The organism is Xanthomonas sp. SS (assembly GCF_014236835.1).
Classification (GTDB): Bacteria; Pseudomonadota; Gammaproteobacteria; order Xanthomonadales; family Xanthomonadaceae; genus Xanthomonas_A.
On record NZ_CP051190.1, the window covers coordinates 3,751,802 to 3,772,388 of the forward strand.

Genomic DNA, 20,587 nt, shown 5'->3' on the forward strand with positions numbered 1-20,587 from the left:
GACGTTCGATCGGGCCGCCCCTTGGGTCAAAGGATTGGATCAACGCAATGGAGGCGGCCATCGCCGCCGCTTGCACCGGGGTTAGGCGCATGGCGCGCTCGCACCCGCCGCGGGCCATGGCGCGCCTGGCGCCATGCCGCGGGGATTCCCGGACTCAGTAGCGCAGCAGCGCCGAGCCCCAGGTGAAGCCGCCGCCGAAGGCTTCCAGCAGCAGCAGCTGGCCGCGCTGCACGCGGCCGGAACGCACCGCCACGTCCAGCGCCATCGGCACCGAGGCGGACGAGGTGTTGCCGTGGATGTCCACCGTCACCACCACCTGCTCCATCGACAGCTCCAGGCGCTTGGCGGTGGCTTCGATGATGCGCAGGTTGGCCTGGTGCGGGATCAGCCAGTCCAGGTCGCCCTTGTTCAGGCCGTTGGCGTCGAGGGTCTCGTCGACCACCGCGTCCAGCGCCTTGACCGCGTACTTGAACACCTCGCTGCCCTTCATCTGGATGCCGCCGGCGGAGGCGTCGCCGGTGCCATCGCCGAGCCCGGTGGAGATGCCGACCGGATTCCACAGCAGTTCCTTCTTGCTGCCGTCGGCATGCAGATGGGTACTGAGGATGCCGGTGTCTTCGTCGGCGCGCAGGACCACCGCGCCGGCGCCGTCGCCGAACAGCACGCAGGTGGTGCGCTCGGTCCAGTCGACGATGCGGCTGAGGGTCTCGGTGCCGATCACCAGCACGGTCTTGGCGTCGCCGCAGCGGATGAACTTGTCGGCCACGCTAAGCGCGTAGACGAAGCCCGAGCAGGCGGCGTTGACGTCCAACGCGGCGCAACCGACCGCGCCCAGCCGCGCCTGGATCAGGCAGGCGGTGGACGGGAAGATCAGATCCGGGGTGGTGGTGCCGACGACGATCATGTCCAGCGCGGCGACGTCTATGCCGGCCGCCTCGATCGCCTTCAACGCGGCTTCGTAGCCGAGGTCGCCGGCGGTCTGCCCCGGCGCGGCGATGTGCCGCTCGCGGATGCCGGTACGGCTGCGGATCCATTCGTCGCTGGTATCGACCATGTGCGACAGATCGTCGTTGGTCAACACTTTTTCAGGCAAATAGCTACCGGTGCCCGCGATCCTGGAATAGATCCGCTTGCTCATGCTGATTCCTGTTGCCTGTTACGCAGGCCGCCCGTGCGGGCGCGGCCTGTGAAGATGGGTGACTCCGTCCGCCGCGGCGCGAGGGACGGGCACAAATCAATCTTCTTCGACCTGCGAGGTCTTGGTGACGATCACCTTCTTGCCGCGGTAGTAGCCGTCGGCGGTGATGTGGTGGCGCAGGTGGATCTCGCCGCTGGTCGGGTCGGTCGACAGCTGCTTGGCGCTGAGGGCGTCATGCGAACGGCGCTGGCCGCGGCGGGACGGGGTGACACGGGATTTCTGCACAGCCATGGGATTGCTCCAAACTCGGTTCGTTTACATCTGTCGTCATTACGTCGCGCAGGACGCGCGCGTCCGGCAACAACCTTCAAGGCAGCGGGCCGGCGGGCCGACCGCTACTGTTTCTTCAGCGCCGCCAACGCCGCGAACGGGTTGGCCTTGCTCACCTCTTCCTCGGTCGCCGGCCAGTCCTGTTCGACCGCCTCGCTTCCGGGCGCCACCGGCACCAGCGGAACCGCCAGCACCAACTCGTCCTCGACCAGATCGGCGGGCCGCAGCATGCCGTCGTCCGGCACCAGCAAGGCCTCGTACTCCGGCGGCAGCGCGGCCTCTTCGGCCTCGCTGCGAATCAGCCCCAGCCGCTGTACGCTGGACACCGGCAGCAGGAAGCGCTGCAGGCTGCGCTGACAGATCAGCGGCAGCTCGGTTTCGAGCGTCAGTTCGACGTAGGACACTTGCAGTACAGCGTCGCGGCCGAATTCCAGCGTGTAGCGGCATTCGCCTTCGGTATCGGCCAGACTGCCTTGCAGACGGGTCATCGCCGAGAGCGGCAGACGGTCTTCGAAGACCCTGCGCGCTGCGACCATCCGCCAGGCATCCAACAGTTCGGGCACGTTCGCGGACATAAGCCGCAGAATGTTAAGGACTAGGACAGGCTCTGTCAAACCCGTCCCTGTCATCCTGCCACGCTCGTCATTCTGCCCGTCCAACGACCTGCTTGCCCGGCCCGGGCCTGCCGCCGCAGACTGCCGGCCCCGGCGCCCGCGCCGCCCTGCCCGACCGCTGATGCCGCGCCTGATCCTGGCCTCCACCTCCGTCTATCGTCGCGAGCTGCTGCAGCGCCTGCGCCTGCCGTTCGACAGCGCCCGCCCGCAGGTCGAGGAGACGCCGCTGCCCGGGGAAGCGCCGCTGGCGCTGGCGCAGCGCCTGGCGCGGGCCAAGGCCGCGGCGGTAGCCGCTGGCGCCGCCGATGCCTGGGTGATCGGCTCCGACCAAGTCGCCGAACTCGATGGCCAGCCGCTGGGCAAGCCGGGCCATGCCGAGGCCGCGCAGGCGCAGCTGGCGGCGATGTCCGGACGCAGCGTGCGCTTCCATACCGCGGTGTGCCTGCTGCGCGGCGAACGGGCGCTGCAGCTGTGCGACCTGACCGAAGTGCGCTTCCGCGTGCTGCAGGCCGAGGAGATCGCCCGCTACGTCGCCACCGAGCAGCCGCTGGACTGCGCCGGCAGCTTCAAGTGCGAAGGCCTGGGCATCAGCCTGTTCAGCGCGATCCACAGCCAGGACCCGACCGCGCTGGTCGGGCTGCCGCTGATCGGCCTGGCCGGGCTGCTGCGCGAGGCCGGCTACGTGCTGCCCTGACTCAGCGCGATCAGCGCCGGCCGACCCGGCACCACTGGTACGGGAAGCGCGCCTGCCCGACCCAGGACTCGTGGACCGCGCAGGTGTCCAGCTGCAAGACCAGGCCGTAGCGGGCCAGTTGCTGGTCGGCCAGGGCCAACGCCTGGCGGTCGCCGGCGGCGATGTCGATGGCCCGTTCCGGCAGGATCGTCCACTGGCAGCGGCCATCGCGCTTGGTCACTGCCGCGCGTACCGGCCGGTGCGCCAGGCGCCGCATCAGCCGGCAGTCCGGCCCGTGGTCCAGGCCCAGGCGCGCAGCCAGCGCATTGAGCCGCTGCAACCGCGTGACGTTGCGATCCACCGTCGCCGGCAACAGCGCATAGCCCTGGCCGCGTTCGGCCAGCAGCGCCTGCACGCGCTCGGCATAGGCCGGCGATTCGGGGAAATTGGACGCCACCGACGCGTACGCCGCCTGCGCCGGCAGGAACGGGATGCGCCACGACTGCGGCACGTCGCCGACCAGCAGCACCAGGCTGCGCGCTGGCTGCGGCATGCTCGGCGCCTGCACCCGGAACGCCGCGCGCGCCCAGCGTTCGTGGCCCCAGTCGCCCCAGCCCTGTATGGCGACCAGTGCGCAGGTGATCAGCGCCCAGCGCGCCGCCGGCGCGGCGATGCGTGCCGGCAGCAAGCGCCGCAGCCCGACCCACAGCACAAGCGGCGCCAGCAACTCCGGCACCACCAGATAGCGCTGGATGCTGAACACCGACTGCCAGGCCAGGTACGCGACCACGAAGAACACCAGCAGCGCGCGCCACGCCGGCGCGACCACGTCGCTGGCCGCCGCGGGCCGGGGTGGCCGGCGCAGCACGAACCGCAGCAGCGCGGCCACGCCGACCAGGTATAGCAACGGCCAGACGATCTGCCGCAAGGCGACCTCGCTGACCCGGTTCGGCGCGAGCGAGAAGTGCAGCGGCCAGCTCAGCCACTGCAGCCAGCCCTGCGGCAGCCAACGCGTATCGCTGAGCGCGACCGGCTGCGCCAGCGGCGCCAGGAAGTGGCTGTTGAACTGCGGGAACAGCGGGTTGCCGAAGGCCTTCCACACGCCCAGCAACCACGGCCCGGCCAGGACCGCGAAGCCGAGCACGGTGACCGCGGTCAGCACCGCGGCGCCGCCGACGCGTTGCCGCATGCGCCCGCCCGCGACCAGCGCGGCCACGCCCAGCGCAAGCGCGAACGATGCATTGGTCAGCTTGCAGGCCAGCGCCAGGCCCAGCAACGCACCGGCCAGCGCCCACCACGCCACCGCCACGCCCTGCCCGGCCGCCTGCTGCCGGCGCTGCGCGTGCAGCGCGGCCAGCAACGCGCCCAGCACCGGCAGTGCGCTGCTGTTGTCGGCCATGGTCCCGGCGAATTCGGACAGGAACGCGGCGCTGCACATGCCGGCCAGGGCCAGCCACGGCGCCAACCGCGCCCGATCCAGGCGCGGATCCAGCACCTGCCAGACGATGCCGGCCAGCAGCAGGAACGCCAGCGCGTGCAGCGCGCCCATCGCGAAGCCCGCCAGCGGCGCCGGCAGGCCAGTCATCAGCGCGTAGTGCAGCACGTCCAGCAACGGATTGAAGTAGCTCTGCAGTTGCGCCGGCGCCAGGTCCGTGCCGAGGCGGCCGTGCAGCGCGGCATAGCCGTTGTACAGGTGGTAATTGCGCAGATCCCAGTTGGCGTCCTGGCCCAGCAGCAGCGACAGCAGGCCGCCGAGCAGCGCGACCGCTACGCCGGCGGCGATCACGTTGCCGCGGCTGTGGAAGGCGAAGCGGCGATCCAGCGCGCGCAGCAGACGCTGGCGGCGGCTCGGACGCGGCACTGCGTCGCTTGCTGCACTCATGCGTGGTCGTCTTCGACCGCGGCAGACGCCGACGGCGAACGCAACGGCAGCGCCGGGATCGCCAGATAGGCCAGGCGCTTGGCCTCGACCCGGCCGCGCGTGACCGTGTCCAGGATCAGCCCGCAGGCCAGCAACAGGAAGCCGAGCAGCACCAGCGCCGAACACAGGATCGCGGTCGGGAAGCGCGGCACCAGCCCGGTGTGCGCATAGGTGAGCACCAACGGCACCGCCAGCCCAAATGCCAACAGCACGCAGGCGCCGAAGCCCAGCGAGAAGAACAGCAACGGCCGCTCGGCCTTGAACAGGCGCAGGATGGTCAGCAGGATCCGCGTGCCGTCGTGCCAGGTGCGCAGCTTGCTTTGCGAACCCTGCGGCCGCGCGCCGTAGGCCGTGGCCACTTCCGCCACCGGCATGCGCAACTGCAGCGCGTGCACCGCCAGTTCGGTCTCGGTCTCGAAGCCGGCGGCATGTGCGGGAAACGACTTCACGTAGCGCCGCGAGAACACCCGGTAGCCGGACAGCATGTCGTCGAAACTGCGCCCGAACAGGAAGCTCACGCAGCGGGTCAGCAGCACGTTGCCGACGCGGTGCCCGGCGCGATAGGCGGCGGCCTCCTCGCTGCGCCGCGCGCCGACCACCATGTCCAGGCCATCGCGCAGCAGGCGCTCGATCAGCGCCGGCGCCATCGCCGCGTCGTAGGTCGCATCGCCATCGACCAGCACGTACACGTCGGCATCGACATCGGCGAACAAGCGCCGCACCACGTTGCCCTTGCCCTGTAATGCAACCTCACGCACCTGCGCGCCGGCCGCGCGCGCGCGCTCGATGGTGGCGTCGCTGGAATTGTTGTCGAACACGTGGATGCTCGCCGTCGGCAACTGCGCGGCGAACGCGGCGATCACCTGGCCGATCGTGGCCGCTTCGTTGTGGCAGGGAACCAGCACCGCGATCCGCGGCAGGGCCGCGGCGTGGGCAGCAGAAAGACTCGGCATGGGCGGTGGGCGGTCCTGCGCGGCGGGCGTGGAAAGGCGCGCCATGCTATCAGCGGCGGCGCAGTTCGATCGGCTGCTCCCACCACTCCTCGACGCTGCCGTCGCGGCCATGCAGGCGCAGGCCGAGCCAATGCGTGCCCGGCGCCAATCCGCTGGCATCGAGTTCGGCGCGAAAGCCGACGTTGGGATGGCCAGGATCGGTGGAGATCTTCCAGAACGCGGTGATGTCGTAGGTCTCGCCGTAGCGCGCCTGCGCGGCGACCTTGCCGTCGAGCAGCACCTCGACCCGGGCGATGCCCACGCCGTCCTTGAACGCCCAGCCGGACACCTCGAAATGCGGCGCCACCTTGTCGCCCACGCCCGGCGCGTTGAACCAGGCCATCGCCGGCGTCGTGCACGGTCCGGGCAGGCGTTGCGCCGGCAGCGCGAACAGCAGGAAACGCTGGTTGCCGTGATCGCTGGACACCACCTTCGGCGGCGGCAACGGGCCGACCAGTTCGCAGACCGCGTGATAGCGCTGCAGCAGCAGCCGGTATTTCATGTCGCTGGGCGACAGCACCAGCAGCCGCGGCCCATCACGCCGGCCGTCGCTGAGCAGGCCCCACTGGCGCAGCTGCGCGCTGCGTCCGTGCTTGTCGTTCAACGCGTGCGGCAGCACCTGGATATCGGCATCGCCCAGTTCGAAACCGAGCTCGGCGCCGACCTTGAAGTTGTCGGCCAGCACCTGCGTGCCCGCCGGCATCGCCGCCAGTTCGCGGCGCACCGCCGAGGCCAGCGGCTTCCAGCCGGCGAAGTTGCGCGGGTAGTACTTGTCGCCGGCGGCATGCTCGCGCACCGACGGCACCGACACCGCCAGGTAATAGCCGAACGCGCCGACCAGGCCGATCCCGGTCAGCAGCCAGGTCGCGCGACGCAGCCGCTTCGGCCAGCCGTTGAGGATCACCGGCGCGGCGATCAGCAAGGCCAGATAGCCCGGCAACGGCCAATGGAAACTGATGCGCTCGGCATCGGTGAAGAAGCCGAGCAGGAAGATGCCCAGCGTGGACACGCCGCCGAGCAGGCCGAAATAGCGCCACTGCACGCGCGCGCCGCCGCTGCCGCCGCCGCGCGTGGCCACCAGCGCCACCTTCCACATCGCCACCGCCAGCAGCGGCGTGACCAGCAGGCCCTGGATCAGCACGAAGGCGATGCCGCTGGGCTGGAAGCTCCAGGGATGCCGATCGATCAACTGGAACTTGACCCCGGCCTCGCCGTTGTCCGCATTCCAGGCCAGCAGCGGCAGCCAGGCGACGATGCCCATCGCCAGCGCCACCCACACCTGCGGATCGCGCAGCATGCGCCGGCCCTGCGGGATCAGCAGCAGCGCAATCGCGCCGACCCCGATCACCCCGGCGAAGCGGTAATGGCTCAGCGCGCCCAGGGTCAGGCCCAGCGCCAGTTCCACCGCGCTCATCGCATCGATCTGGCGCAGCAGCCGCGCGCTGGCGTCCATGCACAGGATCGTCGCCAGCGCCATCGGCACGTCCGGCAGGGCGAGGATGCCGAGCGTGCCCGACAGCGGCATCAGCAAGGTCAGGCTGCCGGCGCGCCAGCCGGCCACCGCACCGAACCAGCGCGTGGCGATGCGCGCGATCAGCCACGGCATCAACGCCGACAACAGCAGGAACGGCGCGCGCAGCGCCAACAAATGTTCGCCGCCGAGCGCCACGCCCAGCCGCGCCAGCCAGGCGGTCAGCCCGGGCAGATCCGAATAGGCGGCGGCCAGGTGCTGGCCTTCCTGCCAATAGAACGCCTCGTCGACGAACAACGGCAGGCGCGCGGCCACCAGCAGCTTGGCTGCGGTGACCAGCATCCACAGCACCATGAAGGTGGTGCGTGCACGTTGTTCGCCTTGCATTGCCTTTAGACTCCCCTAAACCGTTGCGAGAATGCGATGCCTACTCCGCCCCGCTTGCCGGAAATGCTAACCGATACGCTGCGCGAGGCGCTCGCGCAGGCCCAGCAGCAGGTCAATTCGCTGGTTCTGGGCAAGCCGCAGCAAGTGCGCATGGCGTTTGTCGCGCTGCTGTCCGGAGGACATCTGCTGATCGAGGACCTGCCCGGGCTTGGCAAGACCACGCTGGCGCATGCGCTGGCCGCGAGCCTGGGATTGAGCTTCCAACGCGTGCAGTTCACCTCCGACCTGCTGCCGGCCGACGTGCTCGGCGTGTCGGTGTACGACGCGCAATCGCGCCAGTTCCAGTTCCATCCCGGGCCGGTGTTCGCGCACGTGCTGCTCGCCGACGAGATCAACCGCGCGCCGCCGCGCACGCAGAGCGCGCTGCTGGAAGCGATGGCCGAACAGCAGGTCACCCTGGACGGCACCACGCATCCGCTGCCGGCGCCGTTCTTCGTCATCGCCACGCAGAATCCGGTGGACCTGTCGGGCACCTTCCCGCTGCCCGATTCACAGCTGGACCGCTTCCTGCTGCGGCTGGCGCTGGGCTATCCCAGCGCCGAATCCGAACGCGCGCTGCTCAGCGGCAGCGACCGCCGCGACCTGATCGCACAGGCCCGGCCGCTGCTCAGCGACACCGACATGGCCACGCTGCGGCACAGCGTGGAACAGATCCACGCCAGCGACGCGCTGGTCGGCTACGTGCAGGCGCTGCTCGCACGCAGCCGCCAGCATCCCGGCGTGCGCGTGGGCCTGTCGCCGCGCGCCGGCATCGCGCTGCTGCGCGCGGCCAAGGCGCACGCGCTGCTGCTCGGCCGCGCGCATGCGCTGCCCGAGGACGTGCAGGCGCTGTTCGTGGCGGTCGCCGAACATCGCCTGGTGGCCGAACAGGAGTCGGCCTCCGGGCAAGCGCTGGCCAAGGCGATCCTGCACAGCGTGGCGGTGGACTGAGGCCGATGCGGGCACGGCTGCGCGAGTGGCGGCAGGCGCTGGCACGGCTGGCGCGGCCGCGCGATCCCGAGTCGTTGCCGGTGCGGCTGGACCGGCGCCGGATCTACATCCTGCCCACGCCGTTCGGCGGCTTCCTGGCGCTGTTGCTCGGCGCGATGCTGCTCGGCGCGCTGAACTACAACAACAACCCTGCCTTGCTGCTGGCGATGCTGCTCGGCGCGGCCGCCATCGCCAGCGCGATCGCGGCCCACCTGCAGCTGTCGGGACTGCGCCTGGACGCGCTGTCGGCCGAACCGGTCGCGGCCGGCACGCCGCTGCGGCTGCGCCTGGCGCTGGCCGCCGGCGACGCCCGGCAGCGCCGTGGCCTGCGCGTGGCGCATGCCGACCGGCACACCTACATCGACCTGCACGGCGACGGCGCCACCGAAGCCGACCTGGAACTGCCCACCGAACGCCGTGGCTGGCTCGACCTGCAGCGCATCCGCATTTCCACCACCCAGCCGCTGGGCCTGCTGCGCGCCTGGGCCTGGTTCTGGCCGGACGCGCCGCTGTTGGTCTATCCGCAACCGGAGCAGGAAGGGCCGCCGCTGCCGCATGGCGACGGCACCCCGACCCAGACCCGCCTGCACGCGCTCGGTGAAGAGCTGCAGCAGTTGCGCCCGTACCGCGCCGGCGATGCGCCGCGTGCGATCTCCTGGAAGCACTCGGCGCGCCGCGACACGCTGCTGGTGCGCGAATACGAACGCCCGATCGGCGTGGACGTGGTGCTCGACTGGCGCAGCCTGCCGGCGCTGCCCTACGAGCGCCGCATCGCGCGGCTGGCACGCTGGGTCAACGAGGCCGAGCGCGACGGCCGCCGCTACCGCCTGCTGTTGCCGGGGCAGCCGCCGCTGGGCCCGGGCCGCGGCCCGCAACACCGACACCTGTGCCTGCGCGCACTGGCGCTGCTGCCGCATGGCTGAGCCGCGCTCGCCCGCGCTGCGCGACAGCAGCCGCCACTGGGCGCTGGGTGCCGGCCTGCTGGCGCTGCTGCCGCTGCTGCTGCAGTTGCCCGGCGCGTTGGCGCTGCTGTTCGCGGCGACCGCGCTGCTGATCGGCGCCAGTTCGGCATGGCGACCGCTGCCGGCCGCGCTGCGCCTGCTGCTGGTGGCGGCGATGCTGGCGGCGATCTACTGGCAGGTCGGCATGCGCTTCGGCCGCGATACCGGCTGCGCCATGCTCGCGGCGATGCTGGCGATCAAGCCGTCGGAACTGAAGACGCTGCGCGACGCGCGCAGCCTGCTCGGCTTCGCCCTGTTCGCGCCGTTCGCCGCGTTCCTGCTGGACCAGGGGCCGATCACGATGCTGCTGGGGCTGGCCGCGGTGATCGCCGCGCTGCTGTGCATGCAGCGCCTGGCCGACCAGGAAGGCCACAGCGCCGCGCCGCCGCTGCGCGGCCAGTTGCGCGGCGTCGGCCGGCTGCTGGCGCTGGGCCTGCCGCTGGCACTGGCCGCGTTCTGGCTGTTCCCGCGCCTGGGCTCGCCGCTGTGGGGCGTGCCCGAGCGCGCGCTGGGCCGGCCTGGCCTGTCGGACACGATGAGCCCGGGCCAGTGGCTGGACCTGATGGCCGACGACACCCCGGCGCTGCGCGTGCAGTTCTTCGGCCGCGTGCCGGCACCGGCGCAACGCTACTGGCGTGGGCCGGTGCTGTGGGATTTCGACGGCAGTACCTGGCGTGCGGATCGGGGCAATGCGTATCTGCCGGCGCCGGCGGTGCAGACCGGCGCGGCCGCGTGGGATTACGAGATCGAGGTCGAGCCGACCGATCGCCGCCAGCTGGTGGCGCTGGACCTGCCGCTGCAGGCGCCGGAAGGCACCCGCATCTCCGCCGACTACGTGCTGCACAGCGAGCGCCCGCTCGGCGCGCTGACCCGCTGGCGCCTGCGCTCGGCGCCGCCGCTGCGCTTCGAGGCCGCGCTGGCGCCGGCGCAGCGCCAGCGCGCGCTGGCGCTGCCGCCCGGCTACAACCCGCGCACCCTGGCGCTGGCCAAACAATGGCGGCAGCAGGCCGGCGCCGACGATGCCGCGATCGTGGCGCGCGCGCTGCAGTGGATCCGCCGCGACTTCGCCTACACGCTGGAGACGCCGCTGCCCGGCCGCGACGGCGTGGACGAATTCCTGTTCCAGCAGAAGGCCGGGTTCTGCCAGCACTTCAGTTCCGCCTTCGTGGTGCTGATGCGCGGCGCCGGCATCCCCGCGCGCGTGGTCACCGGCTATGCCGGCGGCACCCGCAATCCGTTCGGCGGCTATTGGGTGGTAAGGCGCATGGACGCCCACGCCTGGGCCGAAGTGTGGCTGCCGCAGCGCGGCTGGGTGCGCGTGGACCCGACCGCCGCGGTCGCCCCGGAACGCATCTACGACACCTTGGAAGACCGCCTCGGCGGCGATGCCGGCGCCCAGGGCGGCAGCGCCGACTGGCAGTTGCGCGACGTCGGCGACTGGCTGCGCCGCGGCTGGAACGACCTGGTGCTGTCGTTCGACGCCAACCGCCAGCAGCGGCTGCTGAGCGAGCTGGGCATCGCCAAGCTGGAGCCGGCGCAACTGGTCGCCTTGTTCGCCGGCTTCGCCGCCCTGCTGCTGGGCTGGATGGCCTGGCTGCTGGCGCGCGGCGAACGCGAGCACGACCCGCTCCTGCGCGCCTGGCGCCGGCTGGGCCGGCGCTACGCCCGGCTCGGCCTGGGCCGCGAAGCGCACGAACCGGCGCTGCTGTGGGCATCGCGTGTACACCAGGTGATGGAGGCAAACGCGTTGCTTTCGCTCAGCCAACGTTTCGCCGATTCGCGCTACGCTGGCGCGGATTCGGACAGGGCTTCATTGTTGCGCGACCTGCGCAGGCACCGTCCGCATACCGGAGCATTTCGATGAAGATCCGATTGCTGTTCCCCGTCCTGGCCGTTCTCGCCCTGGGTGCCTGCGCGACCGCGCCCAAGCCGCTGCAAGGCCAATTCGCCACCGTCACCCCGCGCGACTCGGTCGCCGGCCAGCAGGTCGGTACCTCGGTGCGTTGGGGCGGCAAGATCATCCAGACCAAGCCCGGCCAGGGCCAGACCTGCTTCCAGATGCTGTCGCGGCCGTTGAGCGCCAGCGGCCGTCCGGACAGCGACTCGGCCGACGCCAGCGACGGCCGCTTCATCGCCTGCCGCTCCGGCTTCTACGACCCGGCGGTGTTCGAACCCGGCCGCGAGGTGACCTTCATCGGCCACGTCGCCGGCTACGAAAGCACCCGCATCGGCGAGTACGACTACCGCCTGCCGAAGATCGATGCCGACGTGGTCTACCTGTGGCCGGTGGTGCGCCAGGTCGACGTGGTCCCCGCCTACCCGTACGGCCCCTGGGGCCCGTGGGATCCGTGGGGCCCGCGCTGGGGCTGGGGCCGCGGCTGGTGGTAAGCCGCCCGGCGCCACGCGCTGTGTCATGATGGAGAAGAAAACGCCGCTGAAAAGCGGCGTTTTCTGTTTGCCCGGCAGGGCTGCGGCAAATCGCGCCGCGGCGGCCGCTCAGGGCGTGCCGAAGCGGCCCAGCGGCGCACCTGCCAGCAGGTGCAGGTGCAGATGGAACACGGTCTGCCCGGCATGCTCGCGGCAATTCATCACCACCCGGTAGCCGTCCTCGGCCAAGCCCTGCTCGCGCGCGTAGGCGGCCGCGGCCAGCACCAGCTTGCCGACCAGCGTAGCCTGCTCCGGCGCCAGGTCGTCGAGGGTGGGAATCTCCACCTGCTTGGGAATGAACAGCACGTGCACCGGCGCCTGCGGCGCGATGTCCTTGAAGCCGAGCACGTCGTCGTTCTCGTACACGATGCTCGCGGGAATTTCGCGGCGGATGATCTTGCCGAAGATGGTGTCCATGGGCCAGCTCGCACAGCGGAAAGGGGCAGTCGTTATAGCCGAATTCGGCGACACGCAGCCATCGCCAGAGGTGCCGCTACTCGCCTGCTCCGCCGCGCGGGACCTCGTTGCGGCTGCCGAACGCATGCGACAGCGTGCCGCGATCCACGTACTCCAGCTCCCCGCCCAGCGGCAGGCCCTGCGCCAGCCGGCTAGGACGCACGCCATGCCGACGCGCCAGCTGCGCCAGATAATGCGCGGTGGCCTCGCCCTCGACGGTGGAATTGGTGGCGATGATCAGCTCGGTGATCTCGCCCTGCGCCAGCCGCGTGCCGAGCCGGTCCAGGCCGAGTTCGCGCGGGCCGACGCCGTCCAGCGGCGACAGCCGCCCCTGCAGGATGAAATACAGCCCGCGGTAGCCGGTGGCGTGCTCGATCGCCAGGCGGTCGGCAGGCGACTCCACCGCGCACAGCTGCTGGCGATCGCGGCCGGCGCTGGCGCAGATCGCGCACAGCTCGGTCTCGCTGAAATCGCGGCACTGCGTGCAGTGGCCGACCTTCTCCACCGCCTCGGCCAGCACGTTGGCTAGGCGCAGCCCGCCGTCGCGCTCGCGCTCGAGCACGTGATAGGCCATGCGCTGCGCCGACTTCTGGCCCACACCCGGCAGGATCCGGAAGGCCTCGATCAGTTGTTCGAGCAGGGAAGACATGAATTCGGGATTCGAACGTCGGACTCCGGGATCGGGAAGCAGCGGCTTCGCGCTTGCCTTCGCGAATCCCCACTCCCCACTCCCGAATCCCGGCCTCTCAGAACGGCAACTTCATGCCCGGCGGAATCGGCATGCCGGCCGTGGCCGCGCCCATCCGCGACTTGGACTCGGCGTCGATCTTGTTGCACGCATCGTTGAAAGCGGCGGCGATCAGATCCTCGGCCATCTCCTGGTCGGAGAGGATGCTCGGATCGATCCGCACCTTGCGGCACTCCTTGGCGCCGGTCAGGGTCACGCTGACCATGCCGCCGCCGGCGCTGCCGGTGACTTCCAGCTGGGCCAGTTCTTCCTGGGCGCGCTGCAGGTTTTCCTGCATCTTCTGCGCCTGCTGCATCAATTGGGCGATGTTCCCACGCATGCTTGATTACTCTTGGTAGGGGCGGATGGAATCGGGCACGACCCGCGCGCCTTGCTGCTGGATCAGCGCTTGCACCGCCGGGTCTTGCAGGAACGCGGTCTCGGCCGCGCTCTGACGCTCGCCGCGTTGCCGGTGCGAGCGCTCGTGCAGGGTCTCGGCATCGACCGCGATGCCGCTTTCGATCACGATCTTCGGCCGGCTGCCCAGCGCGTCGGCCAGCGCCGCGGCCAGTTCGCCGAGCGAGCGCTCGGACTGCAGGTATTCGAAGCCCGGCGACAGCGACAGCCGCAGCACGCCGTCGGCGTGGCTGACGAAGGCCGAGTTGGCGGCGAGCTGCCGCGACGGCCCGGTCAGACCGCAATCGGCGACCAGTTCCAGCCAGTCCTCGGCCGCGTGCAGCACGCGCGGCGCGGCGTATTCGGGGGGCGTGCGCTCAGCGATGGCCAGCGGCGGCACCATCGCCATTTCCGGCTCGGGCGCGGCTGTGGGGGCCGGCGCGACCGGCGCCATGGTCGCCGCCGGCGGTGCTGGGGCCGGTGCAGCGGTTTCCCACGGCGGGTCGAGCACGGCGGGCGCCGCGACCGGTGCGGGCGCCGGTGTCGGCTTGTCTGCGACCGCAGCCGCTGCCGGCGCTGGCGCCATCATCGGTGCGGCGGGCGCGGGCATCGCGGCGACGGACGGCGCGGCGACGCTGGCCGCAGCGGCAGCAGGTGCCGCAGCCACGGGCGTCGCAGGCGCACGGCCTTCCGTCGTCGTATCCGACCCGGATGCGGGCGGCAGCGGTGCCGCACCCGCCGGGCGGAACGCCAGCATGCGCAGCACCGCCATCTCGAACCCGGCGCGCGGACTCGGCGCCAGGTACAGGTCGCGGCGGCCGTTCAAGGCCATCTGGTACCACAGCTGCACGATTTCCGGGCGCAGACGCTCGGCGAACGGCGCCGGGTCCAGCCCGTCCAGGCCGGCCACCGCCGCGCCGGGCACCAGCTGCCGCACCTGGATCCGGTGCAGCGCCTCGGCCAGCGCCTCCAGCACCCCGCCCCAGTCCGGCGAGAACTCGGCCAGCGTGGCGACCACCTGCAGCAGCCGCTGCCCGTCGCCATCGGCCAGCGCCTCGAGCATCGCCCCGACCTGGGTGCGGTCGACCGTGCCCAGCATCGCCCGCACCACGTCGTCGCGCAGCGCGCCGCCGGCATAGGCGATGGCCTGGTCGAGCAGCGACAGGCCGTCGCGCAGGCTGCCGTCGGCAGCCTTGGCCAACTGCACGATCGCCGAGGCATCGACCTCGATCTGCTCGGCGGCCAGGATCCTGGTCATCTGCCCCTGGATCTGCTCCTCGTCCAGGCGCTTGAGGTTGAACTGCAGGCAGCGCGACAGCACCGTCACCGGCAGCTTCTGCGGGTCGGTGGTCGCCAGCAGGAACTTGACGTGCTCCGGCGGCTCTTCCAGCGTCTTCAACAGCGCGTTGAACGCCGCCTTGGACAGCATGTGCACTTCGTCGATCAGGTACACCTTGTACTTGCCGCGCGAGGGCATGTACTGCGCGTTCTCGATCACCTCGCGCACGTCGTCCACGCCGGTATTGGACGCGGCGTCGATCTCCAGCAGGTCGATGTAGCGGCCGGCGTCGATGTCCAGGCACGCCGGGCACTGCCCGCACGGATCGGCGCTGGTGCCCTGTTCGCAGTTCAGCGACTTGGCGAAGATCCGCGCGATGGTGGTCTTGCCGACGCCGCGGGTACCGGTGAACAGGAACGCGTGGTGCACGCGCCCGCTGTCCAGCGCATTGGTGAGCGCGCGGACCACGTGTTCCTGCCCCACCAGCTCGGCAAAACGCTTGGGGCGCCACTTGCGGGCGAGAACGAGATAGGACATCAGGCAACCGTCTTCATCTGAACCGCCATTGTGCCACGCCGCGCCGCGTCGATCGTTCAGCGGCAGCGGCGGCCGGACCGGCGCCACGGGCCTGGACGGCGGCGGGCCGGCGCTTTTTTTGCTATCGGAGCCGGACCCGGCGGCAAGTCCCGGCCCGCGCAGAGCGTTCTCCTTGTTAACGGCGCCCGCGACGGCTAGAATCCCGCCCCTGCCGTCGGCTAGTCGCGCCGGCAGGCACGGAGAGGTGTCCGAGTGGTTGAAGGAGCACGCCTGGAAAGTGTGTAAGCGTCTAAACCGCGCTTCGGGGGTTCGAATCCCCCTCTCTCCGCCAGATTCGAATTGCGCTTCCCTCGCAGGGTTTCTTCGCCACCGGCGAAAGAACTCAAAGGGAAGACCGCGCCACGGCGCGGTTTCGTCTCTATGGTGGCCCCGTCGGCCCCTCGCGACGCTAGGTCGAAAACTCCGCCAGGGCCGGAAGGCAGCAACGGTATCGATCGACGCGGGCGCCGAGGTCAGCCGGCGGGGTCGCCACCCTTTTCCTGAAAACACATCCGCCAGGTAAATGCGGTCACTTCGACCGGATGCTGCTGGCAAGCTGCGGCTGTGTCCCGCGCCATGCCGCAAGCGTCGATCCTGGCCAGTCGTTAGCACCGGCCGTGGCGACGGCGCAACCATCCCCGCAACGGCAACATTCCCACGGCGCGTATCGATCGACGCGGGCGCCGAGGTCAGCCGGCGGGGTCGCCACCCTTTTCCTGAAAACACATCCGCCAGGCAAATGCGGTCACTTCGACCGATGGGTGGTGGCAAGCTGCGGCTGTTCCCGCGCAGTGCCGCAAGCGTCGATCCTGGCCAGTCGTTGGCAACGGCCGTGGCGACGGCGCAACCATCCCCGCAACGGCAGCATTCCCACGGCGCGTATCGATCGACGCGGGCGCCGAGGTCAGCCGGCGGGGTCGCCACCCTTACTTCTGAAGATAAAGCCGTATGGGCCGATTCGGCGCCTATGCGCGGTTCGCCCCTGTTCGCGTCAGTCGCGTTGTGGCCGACGCGACCGGCCCTACGCCTCCGGATGCAACCAGCCGGCGTCGCCCTCGCGATAGTGCTCGTGCTTCCAGATCGGCACCCGCGCCTTGACCTCGTCGATGACGTAGCGGCACGCGTCGAACGCCGCGCCGCGGTGCGCCGCGACCACGCCCACCCACACGGCCAGGTCGCCGATCGCCAGGTCGCCGATGCGGTGCACGCAGCGCAGGTCGAGGATGTCGAAGCGGACTAGGGCTTCGTCGGCGATGCGCCGGCCTTCGGCCTCGGCCAGCGCCGCATAGGCCTCGTAGCGCAGGCCATCGACCGCGCGGCCGTCGTTGTGGTCGCGTACCCAGCCTTCGAAACTGGCGTAGGCGCCGGCCTGCGCGTGCGCCAGCGGCGCGCGCAGCGCGACGATGTCCAGGGCGCTGTCGGCAAGATGGAAGCGGTGCGTGTCGGACATCGCTCAGCCTCCCGAGACCGGCGGAATGAACACCACTTCGCTGCCCTCGCGCAGCGCGTCGTCCCAGCCCACGAAGGCGCCGTCCACGGCCACGCGCAGGCGCTGCGACGGCCAGCGCAGGCCGTGCCGCGCGTCGAGTTCGGCGTACAACGCACGCAGGTCGGCGGCCGCGGTCTGCACCTGTTCGCGCTCGATGCCCGCCGCCTCGCGCAGGCTGGCGAAATACAGCACGGTCACGCGCACGCTCATGTCGCGCTCCCGACGTCGCGCTTGCCGCCGCGCTTGCCGAGCAGCCGCACCGGGCCGATCGTCATCGCGTGGGTCAGCGCCTTGCACATGTCGTAGACGGTCAGCGCGGCGATGCTGGCGCCGGTCAGCGCCTCCATCTCCACGCCAGTGCGGTGCACGGTGCGCACCGTGCACTCGATGCGCAGCACCTGCGGCGAGGCCCAATCGATCGCGAAGCGGCAGCCGTCGATCGGCAGCGGATGGCAGAACGGAATCAGTTCGTGGGTGCGCTTGACCGCCATGGTGCCGGCGATCACCGCCGTGTCGACGATGCCGCCCTTGGCGCTGCGCAGCGCGTCGGCGCGCAATTGCGCGGCCACCGCGGCGGGAAAGCGCACTCGCGACTCGGCCACGGCGACGCGCGCGGTGACGGCCTTGGCCGAGACGTCCACCATCGTCGGCAGCCCCTGCGGGTCCAGATGGGTCAGCGTTTTGCTCGCCGCGACGGCGTATTTGGCCTTTTCTTCGCTCATAGGCTGCGCTGCCGCTCCCACGGCACCCTGCTCAGGCGGCGCCGGGAATCGGCGTGCCCTGGTGGAACAGCATGCGCCATTCGCCATCGCGGCAGCGCCACAGCGAACTGCGCAGCGCATGCCGCACCGGCGCGCCGTCGCCATCGTGGCGCTCGCTGCGATAGCGCAGCTGCGCCAGATCCGGCGCCGGCAACCATGCCTGCAAATCGAACGCGCGATAGCGGACCGCGCCGGCCTCTGCCGGCAGTTCCTGCAGCAGCGCCTGCCTGTCGATGCAGCGCCCGGACGCACCGAATTCGACGAACGCCTCGTCGAGCAGCGCCGACAACCGCGCCATCGAGGCGCGCGTCGCCGGCTCCAGCAATTCCAGCTCAAGCGCGAACAACCGGTGCTTCAGCGACTCGTCCATTGCGCTCATCCGCCGATCAGGAACATCTCGACGTGCTTGCCGCGCGCCGCGCGCGCATCGCCGCGCAGTTCGCTGTAGCGATCGCCGCGTTGGCCCCACAGCGCCTGCACGCGCGCGGCCAGCGCGTCCTCGCCGCCGGCCAGGGCCGGCTTGAGGTCGGTGCCGGCGGCGGCGAACAGGCAGGTGTAGAGCTGGCCGTCGGCCGACACCCGCGCGCGATGGCAATCGCCGCAGAACGGCGCACTGACCGAACTGACGAAGCCGATCTCGCCACCGCCATCGACGAAGGCATGGCGTGCGGCGACTTCGCCGGCGTAGTGCGGATCCAGCGCGCGCAGCGGCCAGCGCTCGGCGATGCGCGCGTGCAATTCGGCCGAAGGCACCACCCGCTCGCGGCGCCAGGCGTTGCAGGTGCCCACATCCATGTATTCGATGAAGCGCAGCACGTGGCCGCTGCCGCGGAAATGCGCCAGCAACGGCAGCACCTGATCGTCGTTGATGCCGCGCTGGACCACGCAATTGATCTTCACCGGCCCCAACCCTGCGGCCACTGCCGCGTCGATGCCGGCCAGCACCTGCACCACCTCGCCGCGGTCGCCGGACATGCGCCGGAAGGTCGCCGCGTCGATCGCGTCCAGGCTCACCGTGACCCGGCGCAACCCCGCATCGCGCAGGGCCTGCGCGTGCCGCGCCAGCAGCGAGCCGTTGGTGGTCATGGCCAGGTCGTCGAGGCCGGGAATACGCGCCAGGCGCCGCACCAGTTCCGGCAGGTCGCGGCGCAGCAACGGCTCGCCGCCGGTCAGGCGCAGCTTGCTGACGCCGTTGCGCACGAAACCGCGCACCAGCGTCTCGATCTGCTCGAACGACAACCGCGAGGCCGCATCGAAGCCGTAGTCGTCGGGCACCTTGTCGGCCGGCATGCAATAGCCGCAGCGGAAATTGCAGGCCTCGATCACCGACAGGCGCAGGTCGCGCAACGGCCGCCCCAGCCGATCCAACGGCGCGATGGACGCGAGCGGCAGCGGCGGGCGCAACACGGCGCTCATGGCGCCGGCACCTGCGGCGCGCGCGGCGTTTCCAGCGCCACGCACTCGCCCGGCCGCGCGACGCGGTGGCCGCGCGCGCGCAGGGCTTCGGCATCCTCGGCGCTGGCGTAGTGGTACAGCATCATGCGTTGCAGCAACTCGGCGGGATATTCCCGTTCCAGGTCATCGACCCCAGTATGCGACGGATTGCCGTGAAGGCCGCAGTCATGCGCGACCAGTTCGCCGTCGCCGGCATAACGGCTCAGCATTTCCGGAATCGGCCGGGTATCGCCGCTCCATACCAGCGCGCCCTGCAGGCGCAGCCCGAAGGCGGTGTCCGGCCAATGGTGACGCACCGGGAATACCTCCAGCCGCACCCCGTCGTGCCAGAACGCGTCGCCGACCGCGATCAGCTGGAACGCGTCCCAGAAATTGGCGCCGCCCTCGGCCAGCACGTTCGGGTAGTCGCCGATCCGGCGATGCAGCAGCGGCACCAGCGGCGCCGGCACGTACACCCGCACCTTGCCGCGCCGCGCCGAGAAATAGGCGTCCACGAACAGCCGCTCGAAGCCGGCCACATGGTCCAGGTGCACATGGGTCACGAACAGCGCCTGCGGCATCGCCCGGTAATGCGCCTCATAAGCGCTCAGGCCCTCGCCGCCGCAATCGATGCTCAGCCATGGCGCAGCGTCGCGCTCGATCGTGGCCATCGGCGAGCCCAGCTCCACCGCCGACGCATTGCCGACGCCCTGGAAGCGCAGCGCCCAGGCCATCAGTAGCCCCGGTTCCAGGCCAGGTCATAGGCGCGGCGCAGGCGCGCGTAGTCCTTGTTGACCTCGTCCACGCTGCGCTCGCCGCGCAGCTTCAGCAGCGAGCGGTGCAGGCGCTTGAGGTTGCGCTCGCGCCAGCGTGTGGCCGGGATGCGCAGCACGCCGCGGTCGAAATCGATCATCCAGCCGCGGCCGTTGCCGTCGAACAGGATGTTGTGCGCGTTGAGATCGGCGTGGTCCAGCCCGGCGCGGTGGAAGCGCGCGACCAGCCGCCCGGTCTCCTCCCACGGCGCGCCGCGGCCGGCGACATGCGCGCGATCGGCCAGCGAGCGCACCCCTTCCAGCCGCTCCATCAGGATCGCGGCACGGTAGCGCAGCCCCTGGCGCAGATAGCAGGCGGCCAGCGGCTGCGGCACCGGCAGCTTGCGTGCGATCAACGCGCGCATCAGCCGGAACTCGGCGAAGCTGCGGGTGCGGTCGGCGCCGGACCACAGGTAGCGATCGCGGCTGAGCTTGGCGACCAGGCCGCCGCGCCGGTACTGGCGCAGCACGCTGGCGCCGAACGGGGCATCGACGAACCAGGCGCCGCCGCGGCCGCCCTCGTCCACCGGGCGCGCGCGCTCGGCCCAGTGCGCGGCCGAGAACAGCGCCGGCTCGGCTTGCCGCAGCCGTTGGCGGTCGAACAGAATGGCGCCATAGCCGCGGCCCTCGCGGTACGGCGTCAGCGCTTCGGTGGCGTCGAATGCAACCATTCA

Annotated in this window: 22 protein-coding genes, 1 tRNA gene and 1 other RNA gene; 7 read left to right on the forward strand and 17 right to left on the reverse strand. The window is 70.8% G+C overall.

What is annotated here, in order from left to right:
* Window positions 1–154: 154 nt before the first annotated feature.
* The 3 genes from HEP74_RS15540 to HEP74_RS15550 form a co-directional block, all read right to left on the reverse strand.
* A complete protein-coding gene (locus HEP74_RS15540; protein ID WP_185813653.1) occupies window positions 155–1,138 on the reverse strand; it encodes a beta-ketoacyl-ACP synthase III in 984 nt (327 codons plus the stop codon).
* A 96-nt stretch (window positions 1,139–1,234) separates the two neighbouring features.
* Window positions 1,235–1,429, reverse strand: coding sequence for a 50S ribosomal protein L32 (gene rpmF / locus HEP74_RS15545; protein ID WP_003468798.1), 195 nt, complete (start codon window positions 1,427–1,429; stop codon window positions 1,235–1,237).
* A gap of 104 nt (window positions 1,430–1,533) precedes the next feature.
* The gene (locus HEP74_RS15550) at window positions 1,534–2,043 is read right to left on the reverse strand and encodes a YceD family protein (protein ID WP_185816664.1); all 510 of its coding nucleotides are present in this window, start codon (window positions 2,041–2,043) and stop codon (window positions 1,534–1,536) included.
* Between the two features lie 160 nt (window positions 2,044–2,203).
* Between HEP74_RS15550 and HEP74_RS15555 the strand changes: the two genes are divergently transcribed.
* Window positions 2,204–2,776, forward strand: a complete 573-nt coding sequence (locus tag HEP74_RS15555; RefSeq protein WP_185813654.1) for a Maf family nucleotide pyrophosphatase — start codon at window positions 2,204–2,206, stop codon at window positions 2,774–2,776.
* 10 nt (window positions 2,777–2,786) lie between these two features.
* Here HEP74_RS15555 and HEP74_RS15560 read toward each other — a convergent pair whose 3' ends face one another.
* From HEP74_RS15560 to HEP74_RS15570, 3 genes are read right to left on the reverse strand one after another with little or no spacing between them, the layout of a single operon-like run.
* The gene (locus HEP74_RS15560) at window positions 2,787–4,637 is read right to left on the reverse strand and encodes a phosphatidylglycerol lysyltransferase domain-containing protein (RefSeq protein WP_185813655.1); all 1,851 of its coding nucleotides are present in this window, start codon (window positions 4,635–4,637) and stop codon (window positions 2,787–2,789) included.
* Entirely contained in the window at window positions 4,634–5,629 is a 996-nt protein-coding gene (locus HEP74_RS15565) for a glycosyltransferase family 2 protein (RefSeq protein ID WP_185813656.1), read from the reverse strand. Before HEP74_RS15565 ends, HEP74_RS15560 begins: the two co-directional genes overlap by 4 nt.
* Window positions 5,630–5,678: 49 nt before the next feature.
* A complete protein-coding gene (locus HEP74_RS15570; RefSeq protein WP_185813657.1) occupies window positions 5,679–7,526 on the reverse strand; it encodes an ArnT family glycosyltransferase in 1,848 nt (615 codons plus the stop codon).
* A gap of 36 nt (window positions 7,527–7,562) precedes the next feature.
* Here HEP74_RS15570 and HEP74_RS15575 point away from each other — a divergent pair, with 36 nt between their 5' ends.
* Genes HEP74_RS15575 through HEP74_RS15590 form a run of 4 tightly spaced genes read left to right on the forward strand, consistent with a single transcriptional unit; the run spans window position 7,563 to window position 11,944 of the window.
* Window positions 7,563–8,516, forward strand: a complete 954-nt coding sequence (locus HEP74_RS15575; protein WP_185813658.1) for an AAA family ATPase — start codon at window positions 7,563–7,565, stop codon at window positions 8,514–8,516.
* Between the two features lie 5 nt (window positions 8,517–8,521).
* On the forward strand, window positions 8,522–9,478 hold the full coding sequence (locus HEP74_RS15580; protein WP_185813659.1) for a DUF58 domain-containing protein: 957 nt from the start codon (window positions 8,522–8,524) through the stop codon (window positions 9,476–9,478).
* Window positions 9,471–11,420 carry a transglutaminase TgpA family protein gene (locus HEP74_RS15585; protein WP_185813660.1) on the forward strand — a complete coding sequence of 650 codons (1,950 nt, stop codon included), beginning with the start codon at window positions 9,471–9,473 and terminating at the stop codon, window positions 11,418–11,420. The genes HEP74_RS15580 and HEP74_RS15585 overlap by 8 nt, the downstream gene beginning before the upstream one ends.
* Window positions 11,417–11,944 carry a Slp family lipoprotein gene (locus HEP74_RS15590; RefSeq protein ID WP_179570652.1) on the forward strand — a complete coding sequence of 176 codons (528 nt, stop codon included), beginning with the start codon at window positions 11,417–11,419 and terminating at the stop codon, window positions 11,942–11,944. The genes HEP74_RS15585 and HEP74_RS15590 overlap by 4 nt, the downstream gene beginning before the upstream one ends.
* A 108-nt stretch (window positions 11,945–12,052) precedes the next feature.
* On the opposite strand, the gene HEP74_RS15595 is transcribed toward HEP74_RS15590, so the two are convergent.
* The 4 genes from HEP74_RS15595 to dnaX all read right to left on the reverse strand — a co-directional run bounded on the left by HEP74_RS15595 (window position 12,053) and on the right by dnaX (window position 15,378).
* Entirely contained in the window at window positions 12,053–12,400 is a 348-nt protein-coding gene (locus HEP74_RS15595) for a histidine triad nucleotide-binding protein (protein WP_185813661.1), read from the reverse strand.
* A gap of 76 nt (window positions 12,401–12,476) precedes the next feature.
* Window positions 12,477–13,088 (reverse strand): recombination mediator RecR, encoded by a 612-nt coding sequence (recR, locus tag HEP74_RS15600; protein WP_185813662.1) that lies wholly within the window; start codon window positions 13,086–13,088, stop codon window positions 12,477–12,479.
* Between the two features lie 97 nt (window positions 13,089–13,185).
* Window positions 13,186–13,506: a YbaB/EbfC family nucleoid-associated protein gene (locus HEP74_RS15605; protein ID WP_185813663.1), complete on the reverse strand. Its 321-nt coding sequence runs from the start codon at window positions 13,504–13,506 to the stop codon at window positions 13,186–13,188.
* Window positions 13,507–13,512: 6 nt separating this feature from the next.
* Window positions 13,513–15,378 (reverse strand): DNA polymerase III subunit gamma/tau, encoded by a 1,866-nt coding sequence (dnaX, locus tag HEP74_RS15610; protein WP_185813664.1) that lies wholly within the window; start codon window positions 15,376–15,378, stop codon window positions 13,513–13,515.
* A gap of 238 nt (window positions 15,379–15,616) precedes the next feature.
* Between dnaX and HEP74_RS15615 the strand changes: the two genes are divergently transcribed.
* Both HEP74_RS15615 and ffs read left to right on the forward strand, forming a co-directional pair.
* Window positions 15,617–15,709 (forward strand) — tRNA-Ser (locus HEP74_RS15615).
* Window positions 15,710–15,807: 98 nt separating this feature from the next.
* An RNA gene (gene ffs, locus HEP74_RS15620) (signal recognition particle sRNA small type) lies at window positions 15,808–15,904 on the forward strand.
* A gap of 534 nt (window positions 15,905–16,438) precedes the next feature.
* Here the strand turns inward: ffs and HEP74_RS15625 are convergent.
* From HEP74_RS15625 to HEP74_RS15655, 7 genes are read right to left on the reverse strand one after another with little or no spacing between them, the layout of a single operon-like run.
* Window positions 16,439–16,867, reverse strand: coding sequence for a molybdenum cofactor biosynthesis protein MoaE (locus HEP74_RS15625; RefSeq protein WP_185813665.1), 429 nt, complete (start codon window positions 16,865–16,867; stop codon window positions 16,439–16,441).
* Window positions 16,868–16,870: 3 nt separating this feature from the next.
* Complete coding sequence (locus tag HEP74_RS15630; RefSeq protein ID WP_003468589.1) at window positions 16,871–17,116, reverse strand: MoaD/ThiS family protein; 246 nt, start codon at window positions 17,114–17,116, stop codon at window positions 16,871–16,873.
* Window positions 17,113–17,628: a cyclic pyranopterin monophosphate synthase MoaC gene (gene moaC, locus HEP74_RS15635; protein WP_185813666.1), complete on the reverse strand. Its 516-nt coding sequence runs from the start codon at window positions 17,626–17,628 to the stop codon at window positions 17,113–17,115. The genes HEP74_RS15630 and moaC overlap by 4 nt, the downstream gene beginning before the upstream one ends.
* 31 nt (window positions 17,629–17,659) lie before the next feature.
* Entirely contained in the window at window positions 17,660–18,037 is a 378-nt protein-coding gene (locus HEP74_RS15640; RefSeq protein ID WP_185813667.1) for a nuclear transport factor 2 family protein, read from the reverse strand.
* A gap of 5 nt (window positions 18,038–18,042) precedes the next feature.
* Window positions 18,043–19,083: a GTP 3',8-cyclase MoaA gene (gene moaA, locus HEP74_RS15645; protein ID WP_185813668.1), complete on the reverse strand. Its 1,041-nt coding sequence runs from the start codon at window positions 19,081–19,083 to the stop codon at window positions 18,043–18,045.
* Window positions 19,080–19,835, reverse strand: a complete 756-nt coding sequence (locus HEP74_RS15650; RefSeq protein WP_185813669.1) for an MBL fold metallo-hydrolase — start codon at window positions 19,833–19,835, stop codon at window positions 19,080–19,082. The genes moaA and HEP74_RS15650 overlap by 4 nt, the downstream gene beginning before the upstream one ends.
* On the reverse strand, window positions 19,835–20,584 hold the full coding sequence (locus tag HEP74_RS15655) for a 3-deoxy-D-manno-octulosonic acid kinase (protein WP_185813670.1): 750 nt from the start codon (window positions 20,582–20,584) through the stop codon (window positions 19,835–19,837). Before HEP74_RS15655 ends, HEP74_RS15650 begins: the two co-directional genes overlap by 1 nt.
* Window positions 20,585–20,587 lie beyond the last annotated feature (3 nt).